This window comes from Halobacterium hubeiense, from assembly GCF_001488575.1.
Classification (GTDB): domain Archaea; phylum Halobacteriota; class Halobacteria; order Halobacteriales; family Halobacteriaceae; genus Halobacterium; species Halobacterium hubeiense.
Genome location: NZ_LN831302.1, coordinates 2,043,385 through 2,055,581 on the forward strand (window position 1 = coordinate 2,043,385; position 12,197 = coordinate 2,055,581).

Annotated in this window: 16 protein-coding genes; 11 read left to right on the forward strand and 5 right to left on the reverse strand. The window is 70.0% G+C overall.

From position 1 onward, the window contains the following. The first annotated feature begins 25 nt into the window (after window positions 1-25). Window positions 26-499: a DUF5813 family protein gene (locus tag HHUB_RS10775; protein WP_059057612.1), complete on the forward strand. Its 474-nt coding sequence runs from the start codon at window positions 26-28 to the stop codon at window positions 497-499. 6 nt (window positions 500-505) lie between these two features. On the opposite strand, the gene HHUB_RS10780 is transcribed toward HHUB_RS10775, so the two are convergent. Beyond that, the gene (locus HHUB_RS10780) at window positions 506-1,552 is read right to left on the reverse strand and encodes a thiamine pyrophosphate-dependent dehydrogenase E1 component subunit alpha (protein ID WP_059057613.1); all 1,047 of its coding nucleotides are present in this window, start codon (window positions 1,550-1,552) and stop codon (window positions 506-508) included. 65 nt (window positions 1,553-1,617) lie between these two features. On the opposite strand from HHUB_RS10780, the gene HHUB_RS10785 reads away from it, so the two are divergent. Beyond that, on the forward strand, window positions 1,618-1,932 hold the full coding sequence (locus HHUB_RS10785; RefSeq protein ID WP_059057614.1) for a hypothetical protein: 315 nt from the start codon (window positions 1,618-1,620) through the stop codon (window positions 1,930-1,932). Here HHUB_RS10785 and HHUB_RS10790 read toward each other — a convergent pair. Next, on the reverse strand, window positions 1,912-2,343 hold the full coding sequence (locus HHUB_RS10790) for a hypothetical protein (RefSeq protein ID WP_059057615.1): 432 nt from the start codon (window positions 2,341-2,343) through the stop codon (window positions 1,912-1,914). The genes HHUB_RS10785 and HHUB_RS10790 overlap by 21 nt on opposite strands. A 153-nt stretch (window positions 2,344-2,496) precedes the next feature. Further along, window positions 2,497-3,084, reverse strand: a complete 588-nt coding sequence (gene tmk / locus HHUB_RS10795; protein ID WP_059057616.1) for a dTMP kinase — start codon at window positions 3,082-3,084, stop codon at window positions 2,497-2,499. Between the two features lie 135 nt (window positions 3,085-3,219). On the opposite strand from tmk, the gene HHUB_RS10800 reads away from it, so the two are divergent. The 6 genes from HHUB_RS10800 (at window position 3,220) to cofG (ending at window position 8,462) form a co-directional block, all read left to right on the forward strand. Continuing rightward, window positions 3,220-4,101, forward strand: coding sequence for a complex I NDUFA9 subunit family protein (locus HHUB_RS10800; protein ID WP_059057617.1), 882 nt, complete (start codon window positions 3,220-3,222; stop codon window positions 4,099-4,101). Window positions 4,102-4,292: 191 nt separating this feature from the next. Further along, entirely contained in the window at window positions 4,293-5,474 is a 1,182-nt protein-coding gene (locus HHUB_RS10805) for a tubulin/FtsZ family protein (RefSeq protein WP_059057618.1), read from the forward strand. Next, complete coding sequence (locus HHUB_RS10810; protein WP_059057619.1) at window positions 5,452-6,237, forward strand: hypothetical protein; 786 nt, start codon at window positions 5,452-5,454, stop codon at window positions 6,235-6,237. Before HHUB_RS10805 ends, HHUB_RS10810 begins: the two co-directional genes overlap by 23 nt. A gap of 3 nt (window positions 6,238-6,240) precedes the next feature. After that, window positions 6,241-6,852, forward strand: a complete 612-nt coding sequence (gene cofC, locus HHUB_RS10815) for a 2-phospho-L-lactate guanylyltransferase (RefSeq protein ID WP_059057620.1) — start codon at window positions 6,241-6,243, stop codon at window positions 6,850-6,852. 51 nt (window positions 6,853-6,903) lie between these two features. Further along, complete coding sequence (locus HHUB_RS10820) at window positions 6,904-7,356, forward strand: hypothetical protein (protein ID WP_059057621.1); 453 nt, start codon at window positions 6,904-6,906, stop codon at window positions 7,354-7,356. Beyond that, window positions 7,353-8,462: a 7,8-didemethyl-8-hydroxy-5-deazariboflavin synthase subunit CofG gene (cofG, locus tag HHUB_RS10825; RefSeq protein WP_082687233.1), complete on the forward strand. Its 1,110-nt coding sequence runs from the start codon at window positions 7,353-7,355 to the stop codon at window positions 8,460-8,462. Before HHUB_RS10820 ends, cofG begins: the two co-directional genes overlap by 4 nt. Here cofG and HHUB_RS10830 read toward each other — a convergent pair whose 3' ends face one another. After that, window positions 8,463-9,011, reverse strand: a complete 549-nt coding sequence (locus tag HHUB_RS10830; RefSeq protein ID WP_059057622.1) for a hypothetical protein — start codon at window positions 9,009-9,011, stop codon at window positions 8,463-8,465. It lies immediately after the preceding gene. Window positions 9,012-9,030: 19 nt separating this feature from the next. Then, window positions 9,031-10,404 (reverse strand): 7,8-didemethyl-8-hydroxy-5-deazariboflavin synthase subunit CofH, encoded by a 1,374-nt coding sequence (gene cofH, locus HHUB_RS10835; protein ID WP_059057623.1) that lies wholly within the window; start codon window positions 10,402-10,404, stop codon window positions 9,031-9,033. Between the two features lie 150 nt (window positions 10,405-10,554). On the opposite strand from cofH, the gene HHUB_RS10840 reads away from it, so the two are divergent. From HHUB_RS10840 to HHUB_RS10850, 3 genes are read left to right on the forward strand one after another with little or no spacing between them, the layout of a single operon-like run. Then, complete coding sequence (locus HHUB_RS10840; RefSeq protein ID WP_059057624.1) at window positions 10,555-11,604, forward strand: phosphoribosylaminoimidazolesuccinocarboxamide synthase; 1,050 nt, start codon at window positions 10,555-10,557, stop codon at window positions 11,602-11,604. Further along, window positions 11,601-11,936, forward strand: coding sequence for a VanZ family protein (locus HHUB_RS10845; protein ID WP_059057625.1), 336 nt, complete (start codon window positions 11,601-11,603; stop codon window positions 11,934-11,936). The genes HHUB_RS10840 and HHUB_RS10845 overlap by 4 nt, the downstream gene beginning before the upstream one ends. After that, the gene (locus tag HHUB_RS10850) at window positions 11,921-12,145 is read left to right on the forward strand and encodes a hypothetical protein (protein WP_059057626.1); all 225 of its coding nucleotides are present in this window, start codon (window positions 11,921-11,923) and stop codon (window positions 12,143-12,145) included. Before HHUB_RS10845 ends, HHUB_RS10850 begins: the two co-directional genes overlap by 16 nt. Window positions 12,146-12,197 lie beyond the last annotated feature (52 nt).

The window sequence follows — 12,197 nt, forward strand, 5'->3', positions numbered from 1 at the left end:
TGCGAGCGCCGCCTCCTAGGGCGTAATGACTGACATCGAGCAGGAGCTGGCCGACCACGGGCAGTTCGCCCGCGACGACGGCGCGTTCGTCCCGACGACGAACGACTGGGACGCCACCGTCTCGGCCGACGACGAGACCGTCGAAATCACGGTCGTCGTGCCGACGCTGGACGCCGCGACCAACGACGAGGTGGCCGAGGTCGTCGAAGACGGCTGGTACGACACGTTCGAGCGCCGCGTCGTCGACGCAGACAGCGTCACGCTCGCGAACGACGTCGAGGTCCAGTCCGTCTCCCGCGCGGGTGGCGACATCACTGTCGAAATCACGTTCTCCCCGCGCACCGGGAAGGCGGCCGACGACGCGCTCGCGCTCGTGAACTACGTCGAGGGGACGTGGTTCCAGGGCGTCATCCCCGGCTACGACTACGTCGAGAAGGTCGAACAGATGCGCCAGCAGGCCGCGCAGAACGCCCAGAGCACCGAGGGCACGCCGCTGTAACCCGGCTCAGAACTCCTGTTCCTGCGGGTCGTGGGTTTCGAGGTACGACTCCAGCCACTGCTTCTGGTCGTCGACGCGGGGCGTGCGCTCGGCGTACGCGTAGTCGAACAGCTCGTCGACGTCCGGCTCGCCGACTGATTCGGCGGCGTCGATGGCGGCGTCCAGTTCGGCCTCGGCGTCGTCCCAGCAGGACTCCACGAACGCGTCGTCTATCGCGCCCTGCTCGCGGAGGTACGACTCGAAGCGCTCCAGCGGGTCCGCGGTCCGCCACTCGGGGAGGTCCTCGTCGTCGGGCCGGTAGCGCTCGGGGTCGTCGCTGGTGGTGTGTGCGCCCTGCCGGTACGTGAGGCTCTCGACGAGCACGGGTTCGCCCGCTCGGGCGTCGTCGAGCGCGTCGCCGACGGTCTCGTAGACGGCGACGGGGTCGTTGCCGTCTACCTGCACGCCCTCGAAGCCGTATGCCTCCGCTTTCACCGCGATGGAGTCGCTCGCGGTCTGTTTCTCGCGGGGCAGGGAGATGGCCCAGTTGTTGTTCTCGCAGAGGAAGACGACGGGCGCGTCGAAGACGCCCGCGAAGTTCATCGCCTCGTGGAAGTCGCCCTCGCTGGTCGCGCCGTCCCCGAAGTACGCGACCACCGCGTCCGCGTCCCCGGTGTAGTTCATCGCCATCCCGGCGCCGACGGCGTGCGGGAGCTGGCTGGCGATGGGGACCGCCTGCGGGAAGTTGTTCACGTCGTGGTCGGAGTGGAACTCCGCGTACCCCCGCCGGAACAGGAGGATGTCGCTGGCGGGGACGCCGCGGGCCAACTGCATCGCGTTCGAGCGGTACGTTGGGAACAGCCAGTCGCCGTCGGCCATCGCGTGCGCGGCGCCGACCTGCGAGCCCTCCTGCCCGCGGAACGGCGGGTAGCCCGGCATCCAGCCGCGGCGCTGCAGCGAGAGCGCGCGCTCGTCGAACTCCCGCGCGAGGACCATGTCTCGAAGGAGGTCGCGTGCGGTCGCCTCGTCGACGGCCGTGTCGGCGAGGTCCCGCTCCCCGATAGCGCGGTGCATGTCGGGCTCGTCGCCGCACAGTCACTTACCGATAGCGAAAAACGGCCCGAGCACCAAGCCCGGGTATGGTCTCGGTCGTCACCGCCGCCGGCGTCGGCGTCATCGTGCTCGTGCACACCGCGATTGCCGCCGTCGGCGCGCGCTACTTCCGCATCACCCTCGAGACGCGGTGGGGGTCGGTGCTGTACACCGCAATCCTGATTCCGCTGGTCTACGTCGTCACGACGCTCGCACTCGGCGTGCTCGGGCTCGGCGCCGGTGCGTTCGAGGACCCGGGACAGCTCATCGTCGTGACGTGGGCGTTCCCGTTCTTCCTCGGGTGGTCCATCGACCTGTTCTGGATTCCCGCCCCCGAGGAGCTAGAAGACCTCCCGGAGTGAGTGAACGACGAACAGCGCGCTCAGCGTCGGGACGACCGTGAGTTCGCCGAACCCCGCGAGCGCCGCGACGGCCTCCCAGACGTAGACCGTGCCGAGCGCGCCGAACGTCGTCGCGGCGACGAGCGCGCCGCCGACGACCCTGACTCCCGCGACGGCGCCCGCGTCGGCCGTGAGCGCGAGCGCGGCGTCGGCGAGGTCGAAAACGACGAGCGCCGCGAGGACGACGCGTTTCGAGACGCGGCGCCGCGGCCCCTCGCCGGGCGCCGGCCACAGGAGGCGGAAGTCCTCGGGGAACAGCGGCGGCAGGCGAATCGGCGGCAGGGAGAACGACAGCCGGCCGCCCTCGTCCTGCCGCCCGCGTTCGCGGTCGGCGGCGTCGTCGCGGCTCGCCGCCTCGTCGTCGTCCACCATCAACTACACCGTCGGCGCCAACCCGTTAGGCTTCCCGGACGGCGCCACGTTCGGGCGAACGCTCTTGACGAGGCGCGGACACGTCCCCACGACGGCCCTCCACAGACAGTTCGACGACGCGCTGTTCGCGTCGTCGCCGTCTGGTGGGAGTGACTACTCGGCGAGCAAGCGGTCGAGGACGTTCTCGGCGTCCGCCAGCACTTCCTCCGGGGACTGCGTGGCGTCGATGCGGACGAACCGCTCGGGCTCGTACTCGGCCAGCTGCTCGTAGTTCTCGCGGACCCGGGAGAGGAACTCCACCTGCTCGAACTTGTTCGTCGCGCCGGCGCGGGCGGCGCCGGTCTCGGGGTCCACGTCGAAGAACAGCGTGACGTCCGGCGGGCGCGTCCACGGCTGGTGGACGCCGCGGACGTACTCCATCGGGCGGTCGACGACGCCGTCGAGGGCGACGCCCTGGTACGCGTACCGGGAGTCCGAGTACCGGTCCGAGATGACGACGTCGCCGGCGTCCAGCGCGGGCTCGATGACCCGCGAGAGGTGGTCGGCGTGGTCGGCGGTGTAGAGGAACAGTTCGGCCAGCGGGTCGGCGCCGTCCTCGCCGATGGACCGCCGGACGGCGTCGCCGTACCACGAGTCGGTGGGCTCGCGCGTGAACGTGAAGCCGTCGCCGCGGGCCTCGCGCAGCGCCTCCCAGACAGTGGTCTTGCCGCTGCCGTCGATGCCCTCCAGCGTGACGAGCATGCCCGAACGACGGCGACGGACGTACTAACGGCTTCGGGTTCCACGCCGCCGCGCGCCGGAGCCGGCCGTTCCCGCCGGTAGATTGCCGCCGTCGCCGGGCATAGTTTTAGGGAGTTCCCGGCCGTCTTCGTGGACATGGACGTGCTCGTCACCGGCGGAACGGGATTCATCGGGACGCATCTGTGCCGCGAACTCGACGACCGAGGCCACGAGGTGACTGCGCTCTCGCGGCACCCCGAGGAGGCGGCGCTCCCGGAGTCCGTGGAGACCGTCGTCGGCGACGTGACCGCCTACGACTCGATTCAGTCGGCGGTCGAGGGACAGGACGCGGTCGTGAACCTCGTCGCGCTGTCGCCGCTGTTCAAGCCGAAGGGCGGCGACGACCGCCACTTCGAGGTCCACCTCGGCGGCACCGAGAACGTCGTCGAGGCCGCGGAGGAGGCCGGCGTGGACTACCTCCTCCAGCTGTCCGCGCTGGGCGCGGACCCGGACGGCCCGACGGCGTACATCCGGTCGAAGGGACGCGCCGAGGAGGTCGTGCGCAACTCCGAGCTGGCGTACACCATCGTGCGGCCGTCGGTCGTGTTCGGCGAGGGCGGGGAGTTCGTCTCGTTCACGAAGCAGCTGACGACGCCATACGTCACGGGGCTGCCCGGCGGCGGCAAGACGCGGTTCCAGCCCATCTGGGTCGGCGACCTCGTGGGGCTGCTCGCAGACGCAATCGAGGACGACGAGCACTGGGGGGAGACCTACGAGTTCGGCGGCCCGGACGTGTTGACGCTCGGCGACGTGACGCGGCTGGTCTACCGCTCGGAGGGGAAGTCCGTCCGGATTCTACCCGTGCCGATGCCCCTGGCCGGCATCGGGATGCGGCTGGCGGACCCGCTGCCGTTCATCCCGTTCGGCGGCGACCAGTACCGGTCGCTGAAGTTCGACAACACGGTGAGCACCAACGACGTCTCGGCGTTCGGCGTGGACGAGTCCGAGTTGACGACGCTGTCGGCGTATCTGGAGTGAGCGAAGAGTCAACTGGAACACACTACCCGTCAAACGTAAATACCCCGAAGAATTGCGTCGGCGGCGGTCCGACGAGAACCGGGGGACTGCACGCCGGCTGGCGAAAACGGAGACCGCCACAGAACCGTCGGACACGCGTCTGCAAAAGCCTTATACCCTCGTTTCCACTCTAACTGTGCAAAGGGTTCCGTATGAAACTGGCAATGATCGGGTTCGGCCAGGCGGGCGGTAAAATACTCGACAAGTTCCTCGAGTACGACAAGCGGCACGATTCGAACATCGTGCGTGCCGCTATCGCCGTCAACACCGCTAAAGCCGACCTCATGGGCTTGGAGCACGTTCCACAGGAGAATCGCGTCCTCATCGGACAGTCCCGCGTGAAGGGACACGGCGTCGGCGCCGACAACGAACTCGGCGCCGAAATCGCCGAGGAAGACATCGACGAGGTGCAGGGTGCCATCGACTCCATCCCGGTCCACGAGGTTGACGCGTTCCTCGTCATCTCCGGGCTGGGCGGCGGTACGGGCTCAGGCGGCTCCCCGGTCATCGCCAAACACCTCAAGCGTATCTACACCGAACCCGTATACGGCCTCGGTGTGCTGCCCGGCAGCGACGAGGGCGGCATCTACACGCTGAACGCCGCGCGGTCGTTCCAGACGTTCGTCCGCGAGGTCGACAACCTCCTCGTGTTCGACAACGACGCGTGGCGCAAGTCCGGCGAATCGGTGCAGGGCGGCTACGACGAAATCAACGAGGAGATCGTCACCCGCTTTGGCATCCTCTTCGGCGCCGGCGAGGTCGAGCAGGGCGGCGACGTCGCCGAGTCCGTCGTCGACTCCAGCGAGATCATCAACACGCTCTCGGGCGGCGGCGTCTCCACAGTCGGCTACGCCTCCGAGACCGTCGACAACGAGGACAACGGCAGCAGCCTGCTGTCCCGGTTTACCGGCGGCGACGACGACTCCCTCGAGGACTCGGCGTCGACCACGAACCGCATCACCAGCCTCGTGCGCAAGGCGGCGCTCGGTCGGCTCACGCTCCCCTGCGAGATTGAGGGCTCCGAGCGCGCGCTGCTGGTCACCGCCGGCCCGCCGAAGTACCTCAACCGGAAGGGTATTGAGCGCGGCCGTAAGTGGCTCGAAGAGCAGACCGGCTCGATGGAAGTCCGCGGCGGCGACTACCCCGTGCCGAACTCCCAGCAGGTCGCCTCCGTCGTCCTGCTGTCGGGCGTGAACAACGTCCCGCGCATCAAGGAGCTGCAGGAAGTCGCCATCGAAGCCCAGGACAACATCGACGACATCCGCGAGGAAAGCGAAGAGAACTTGGAAGAATTGGTCGAAGACGACGACGATGAGCTTGAACCGCTGTTCTAAACTCGCGGTCGCTCTCGTCGTCCTCCTCGCGGTCGCCGCCGTCCCGGCAGCCGCCGTCTCAATCGGCGGCGACGCGCCGGACAGCGTGCAGTCCGACGAGCAACAGGAGACGACGTTCACGGTCACCGACCCCTTCGAGAACTACGAGGAGTGGACGCTGCAGGCCAGCACCGACCTCACTGACGTCACGTGGCAGGTCGTCACGTTCGACAACGCCGGCAACCAGATCGACGAGGCGACGCTCACCGGCCAGTCAGTGAGCTACGACTTCGCGGCGTCCAGCGGCGCGGTGCGCGCCGAGGTCACCATCCTCGGCACGGTGCCGTCGTCGAGCGCGTGGTCGTGGAGCTACGAGCCGCCCCAGCGCATCACGTACGCGGAGTTCGTGCAGGCCCAGCCGGGCGGCGCCAGCACCACGCTGGAGACGTACAACACCCGGCCGTACACGACCGCGAGCCAGGACGCACGCACCGCCATCAGTGACGCCGAGGCCGCCATCAGCGACGCTGAAGGCGCCGGCGCGGGCGTCAGCGGCGCGAAAAGCGACCTGCAGGACGCCATCGAGTTCTACAACGGTGGCAACTTCGAGCAGGCGGTCAGCAACGCCGAGCAGGCCGAGTCTGCCGCGAACAGCGCGGCGTCGTCCGCCGAGCGCACCGACCTCATCATCATGGGCGCCGCGGCGCTGGTCGTCCTGCTGTTGATAGCGGGCGGCGTCTACTGGTACCTCCAGCAGCGCGACAGCTACGACAAGCTCGGCTAAGGGATGCAGACCCTCGTCCCGTTCGACCCGACGAACCCGAACACGCGCCTCTCCGCGCTTCTCTCCGAAGACGAACGCCGAGCGTTCGCCACGGAGATGCTCTCGGACGTCCTCGACGCAGTCCGCCGAGCCGGCGGTGAGCCGGTGGTACTGGCGAGCGCACCACTCGACGGCGACGTGGACGCGCCGGTGACTGTCGACGACCGGCCGCTGTCGGTCGCGGTGAACGACGCACTCGCGGCGCTTCCGGCGGCGGTCGTGATGGCGGACCTCGCGCTCGCGACGCCCGAGGCCGTCCAGCGGCTCTACGACGCGGGCGGCGACGTCGTGGTCGCACCGGGACGCGGCGGCGGCACGAACGCGCTCGTCGTCCGTCACCGGGACTTCGACGTGGACTACCACGGCGTCTCGTTCCGCGACCACCTCGCCGCGGCCGACGCCGCGGGCGCGGCCGTCGAAACCGTCGACTCGTTCCGGCTCGCGGTGGACATCGACGAGCCGACCGACCTCCTCGACGTGCTCGTGCACGGCAATCGCGGGGCCGCCGACTGGCTCCGCGACGCGGGCTTCCGGGTCGCCGTCGACGACGGGACGCCGACGGTCGTCCGGGAGTGAGCCGGCTGGGGAACCAATACTGCTAAACGACGGCCAGCCGACTGCACGGGTATGCAGCCGTTACGACTGGCGCGAGCGGTCGCGGCGCTGCTCGGGCTGGCGGTGCTGGCGGCGGCGCTGTTCCAGGGCGTGCTGGCGGTGCTGGCCGAACTCGGCGTGCCGTCGTGGGCGGCGTCGCCGACGGCCGTCGGCGCCGTGCTACCGCCGGTGCTCGCGCTCGCGGACGCGTACACGCCGCTGGGGAGCCACGGCCGGACGGTCGCGCTCCGCGAGCGGCCCGCGACTCGACTCACCGCGGACGCGCTGCTGGCGGCGGTCGTCGGCGGCGTCGTCGGCTACGCGGGCAGCCAACTGCTCCTCTCGGCGAGCGCGGACAGCCTCGCGGAACTGGTCGTGGTGTCGGGCGCGGCGCTCTCGGGGTACGCGACGTTCGTCGCGCGGAACCTCGACGCGTACGGCGGCCGCGACCCCGAGTCGGACGTCGAGGAGGAGGCCCGGCCGTGAGTTCGATTCCCGGCGCCGACGAGTACGGCGTCGACGTCGAGATTCGGGACGCCGACCGGGAGGCCGCCCTCGACGTCCGCCCCGGCGATGTCGAGCCCGCCGAGGAGCTGACGTTCGCGCGGAACGTCTTCGTGCCGCTGACGACCGCGTGCCGGTACACGTGCACGTACTGCACGTACTACGATCCGCCCGGCGAAGCGGAGCTGATGAGCCCCGAGGCCGTCCGGGAGACGTGCCAGCGGGGCGCGGCGGCGGGCTGCACGGAGGCGCTGTTCACGTTCGGCGACGACCCCGACGACCGCTACACCGAAGTCCACGACCAACTGGACGAGTGGGGGTTCGACTCCATCCACGATTACCTCCGGCGCGCCTGCGAAATCGCCCTCGAAGAGGGACTGCTGCCGCACGCGAACCCGGGCGACCAGACGCGCGAGCAGATGGCCCACGTGGCGGACGTGAACGCGTCGATGGGCGTGATGCTGGAGACGACGGCGGACGTGCAGGCCCACGGCGGCCCGCGCGCGAAGAACCCCGGCCAGCGCCTCCACACCATCGAGGTGGCGGGCGACCTCGGCGTCCCGTTCACGACGGGCATCCTCGTGGGCGTCGGCGAGGACTGGGCGGACCGCGCGGACAGCCTGCTCGCGATTCGGGACCTCCACGAGCGCCACGGCCACGTCCAGGAGGTCATCGTCCAGCCCGTCAGCCCGAACGAGCGCTGGACCGAGGACCCGCCCGACCGCGAGACGATGCGGCGCGCGGTGGCGATGGCGCGCGCGGTGCTGCCCGACGAGGTGGCAGTGCAGGTGCCGCCGAACCTGGCGGACGCCCGCGCGCTGCTGGACTGCGGCGTCGAGGACTTGGGCGGCGTCTCCCCGGTGACGAAAGACCACATCAACCCCGACTACGCGTGGCCCGCGCTCCGGGAACTGGAGGACATCGCGGACCACGGCGGCGTCCCGCTGCGCGAACGGCTCCCGGTCTACGAGCGCTTCCTCCCCGACGCCGGCGTCGAGAACGAGTGGGTGAGCGAGCGCGTCGGGCGCGCCATCGAGTCCGGCGAGCGGTATCAGGCGGTGCTGGACGGCGCGGCACCGCGACCGTAGTCAGGTCGGGTCGAACTCGGGGAGGCGCTTCCGAACCACCGTGTAGACGACCGACACCGCCAGCATCGCGAGCGTGAGCCGGCGCACGAGCCCGTCGTACAGCGCGAGCGCCGGCATCGAGAGCACGACGACCGCGAGCAGGTCCTCGGGCGCGCCGTCGTAGCGAATCCAGCGCCGCGGGCGAATCCACTGACCGCGGGTGTGCGAGTAGACGCCGCGCTGGTCGTCGTTCGCCCACGGTCGCGCGCCGAGCCCGCCGCCGAGCGCGTCCGTGACGGAGTGGACGGCCGCCGACAGCAGGAAGAACGCGGCGCCGACCGTGAGCGGGGACGGCGAACCGACGGCGACGCCGAACGCGACGGCGGCCAGCGGCCAGTAGTGTTCGGGGTAGTGCAGGGTCTTGCGGTGTTCGAGCACGCCCAAGTCGAGGTCCGGGAAGACGCCGCCGGCCATCGCGGCGAGCGCGGCCGGCGCTGCGAGTTCGGGCGCGACCCAGAACAGCGGCGTCGCGAGCAGGACGCCCATCGCAGCGTGGGTCGTGGCCATCATGGCTGACCACCCCCTCCCATCAGTCGTCGGCGCTCGCGGCGCCGCGCGAGCCGTCGGCGTCGCGGTCGGGAACCAGTGGCGTGCCGTCCGCCTGCGGGCCGAGCTTGGGGCCGTGCTTGTCGGCGTCTGGGTCGAGGATGCGGCGCTCGGTGTAGTCCGTGGAGCGCTCGACGGGCGTGCGGCCGATGGCGGATATCATGTCGGCGTAGTCGGCGACCGAACGGAACTCGCCGTGCTGGCCGCCCGCGCGCTTCGTAATCTCCTCGCTGAGGATGGTGCCCATGAAGTCGTCGGCGCCGCAGTTCAGGAGTTTCAGCCCCTTCGCGTTCCCGAACTTTACCCACGACGACTGGATGTGCTCGACGTTGTCCAAGTAGAGGCGCGCGACGGCGACCAGCAGTTCGTCCTCGGCGTCGCTGGCGCCGGTCTCGACGACGCCCCGGTCGTAGAGGGGCGTCTCCTGGTGGACGAATGATAGCGGGACGAACTCGGTGATGTTGCCGGTGCGGTCCTGGAGGTCCCGAATCACGTCGAGGTGGCGGACGCGGTGGGCCTCGTTCTCGACGTGGCCGTACATCATCGTGGAGGTCATCGGGAGGCCGACGTCCGCGGCGGCCTCCATCGCGGCGACCCACTCCCCGGTGTCGATTTTCCCCGGGCAGATGACCTCGCGGACCTCGTCCACGAGGATTTCGGCGGCCGTCCCCGGAACGGTGTCGAGGCCGGCGTCGGCGAGTTCGCTGTAGACGTGGCGGTAGTCCCACTCGACGCCGCGTTGGGCGTGGTGGGCTTCCTCGGGGGTCATCGAGTGGACGTGCGCGCCGGCGTCGCTCATCGCCGCGATTTGCTCGACGTACGTGTGGGGGTCGGTGGTGTAGCGCTCGGGCGGCTTGTAGTTGTGCTCCGGATTCTCGGGGTCGAGCGCCTCGCGGTGGTCGTCGTTCAGCCCGAACGCGGGGTGGAGGCCGGAGACGGAGGTGACCTCGTAGACGCCGCGCTCGACGGCGTCTTTCACGACCTCGTGCGACTCCTCCGGCGTCTTCGTGAAGCCGGCGTGGTCGTCCGGTTCGTCGGCCTCGAAGTTGTGGGCGGTGTCCTTGAAGTTGCAGAACAGGCAGCCCGTGTTGCAGGCCGTGGTGACGTTGTTGTTGACGTTCGCGACGAACGTCACCTCCTCACCCACGACCTCGGCGCGGCGGCGGTCGGCGGCTTCGAGGACGAGTTCCTTCCGCCGCGGGTCGATGCCTTCCGTGTCGGTGCCGGTGGTGATGAGTTCGATGCCGTCCGCGACAGAGAGCCGGCGGCCGTCGCGGGCGTTCGCCAGCGCGTTCTCGAACGACTGGTCGGTCTCGGGGACCACGTCGAAGTCGAACTCGCCGGCGGCGTCGGACATGTTCGATTCCAGCGCGCCCACCGCCAAAAAGCCTGCCACAGCGGCCACCCCTTCGGATGGATGCGCGAACGTGAACAACTCCGCGAGAAGTTCGAGGTTTGTGGGCACGAGAGTGAAAGATTGATGGTGGTCGGCGCCGGGCGTACAGCCATGACGAGCGTCAAGACCCTCCGCGTCGAGGCGGCGGCGACCCGGGACGCGCTCGGCCGGGGCGTCTTCGAGTTCAGCGACCGCTACTCCGTGTTCGACTGGGGGGAGATGCCCGACCTGATTCCCGGGAAGGGAGCGAGCCTCTGCACGATGGGCGCGTTCAACTTTGAACTCCTCGAAACCGAGGGCGTCCCGACGCACTACGAAGGCGTCCGGAACAGCGACGGCGAGACCGTCGCGCTGGCGGACGCCGACGAGCCGCCGACGGAGATGGTCATCGCGCTCACGCAGGTCCCGGACCTCCCCTTCGAGGGGCACGACGCCGGCGACGACGACGCCATCTACGGCGGCTACGACTACGGCGCGTACCACGCCGCCGCGGACGGCAACTACCTCGTCCCCCTCGAAGTCGTCTTCCGGAACAGCGTCCCCGTGGGGTCGAGCCTGCGGAAGCGCCGCGACCCGGCGGAGTTCGACCTCGACTGCGACGAGTGGCCCGACGAGCCACTCAACCTCCCCGAGCCGGTCGTGGAGTTCTCCACGAAGTACGAGGAGCAGGACCGCTACCTCTCTCGCGAGGAGGCCGACGCCATCGCGGGCGAGGCGAGCATCGAGGAACTGGAATCGCTCGCGCGCCGCGTGAACGAGGTCGTCACCGAGCGCGCCGAGGACGCCGGCTTCACGCACGAGGACGGGAAAATCGAGTGCCTGTACGTGGACGGCGAGGTTCGGGTCGCGGACGTCGCGGGGACGTTCGACGAGAACCGCTTCGCGTACGAGGGCCGGGAAGTGTCGAAGGAGGTCGTCCGGCAGTACTACAAGCGCACCGACCCCGAGTGGGTCGAGGCCGTCGGCGACGCCAAAGCAGAAGCCGACGAGCGCGGCGTCGCGGACTGGCGCGAACTCTGCGAGGCGTCCCCGGACCCGCTCCCCCCGGAACTCGTGCAGGCGACCGCGGACATGTACGCCGCGGGCGCGAACCGCTACACGGACCACGAGTGGTTCGACGCGCCGCCGCTGGCCGACGCCCTCGACGCCTTCGAGGCGTGACGCCGCGACGCTGGCGCGTCCTCGCCGTCCTCTCGATAGCCGCCGTGCTCGCGGGGTCGCTGGCGCCCGGTTCGACGGGCGGCGGGCTGCCCGCGGGCGCGGACAAGCTCCTGCACGCGGTCGGCTACGCGACCATCGCGGTCTCGCTTTCGGGCGCGCGGCGAGCCGAGACAGGGCGCGCGCTCGTCTCGGTGGTGCTGGCTGCGGCGCTGCTCGGCGTCGGCATCGAAGTCGTGCAGCCGACGGTCGGGCGGACCGCGAGCGTCCTCGACGCGGCCGCGAACCTTCTGGGCGCGTCGGCCGGCGCGGTCGGCTGGTGGGTCGCGACTTGACCGCGCTGGCGGCCGCCGCTACCACGAAGTACATCAACGCGGAGCCGCGAGTAACGGGCATGCTGAAACGTGCCGGCGTCATCGACGCGACGGTCGGGCACAGCTCGCGAATCGGCGTCTCGGTTCCCGACAGCGGCGAAGACGACGACGAGCAGCGCGCGGCGGGGCTCGCCGGGCTGCTGTCGTGGTGCCGTCGCCTCGCGCACTGATTCTCGGAACCCAGCGATTCGACGGCAAGACAGCCTGTTCTCGACGTGCGGG

Coding starts and splice junctions, on each gene's coding strand:
- HHUB_RS10775 (WP_059057612.1), top strand. CDS start 26: ATGACTGACATCGAGCAGGAGCTGGCCGACCACGGGCAGTTCGCCCGC.
- HHUB_RS10780 (WP_059057613.1), bottom strand. CDS start 1,552: ATGCACCGCGCTATCGGGGAGCGGGACCTCGCCGACACGGCCGTCGAC.
- HHUB_RS10785 (WP_059057614.1), top strand. CDS start 1,618: ATGGTCTCGGTCGTCACCGCCGCCGGCGTCGGCGTCATCGTGCTCGTG.
- HHUB_RS10790 (WP_059057615.1), bottom strand. CDS start 2,343: ATGGTGGACGACGACGAGGCGGCGAGCCGCGACGACGCCGCCGACCGC.
- tmk (WP_059057616.1), bottom strand. CDS start 3,084: ATGCTCGTCACGCTGGAGGGCATCGACGGCAGCGGCAAGACCACTGTC.
- HHUB_RS10800 (WP_059057617.1), top strand. CDS start 3,220: ATGGACGTGCTCGTCACCGGCGGAACGGGATTCATCGGGACGCATCTG.
- HHUB_RS10805 (WP_059057618.1), top strand. CDS start 4,293: ATGAAACTGGCAATGATCGGGTTCGGCCAGGCGGGCGGTAAAATACTC.
- HHUB_RS10810 (WP_059057619.1), top strand. CDS start 5,452: ATGAGCTTGAACCGCTGTTCTAAACTCGCGGTCGCTCTCGTCGTCCTC.
- cofC (WP_059057620.1), top strand. CDS start 6,241: ATGCAGACCCTCGTCCCGTTCGACCCGACGAACCCGAACACGCGCCTC.
- HHUB_RS10820 (WP_059057621.1), top strand. CDS start 6,904: ATGCAGCCGTTACGACTGGCGCGAGCGGTCGCGGCGCTGCTCGGGCTG.
- HHUB_RS10830 (WP_059057622.1), bottom strand. CDS start 9,011: ATGATGGCCACGACCCACGCTGCGATGGGCGTCCTGCTCGCGACGCCG.
- cofH (WP_059057623.1), bottom strand. CDS start 10,404: ATGTCCGACGCCGCCGGCGAGTTCGACTTCGACGTGGTCCCCGAGACC.
- HHUB_RS10840 (WP_059057624.1), top strand. CDS start 10,555: ATGACGAGCGTCAAGACCCTCCGCGTCGAGGCGGCGGCGACCCGGGAC.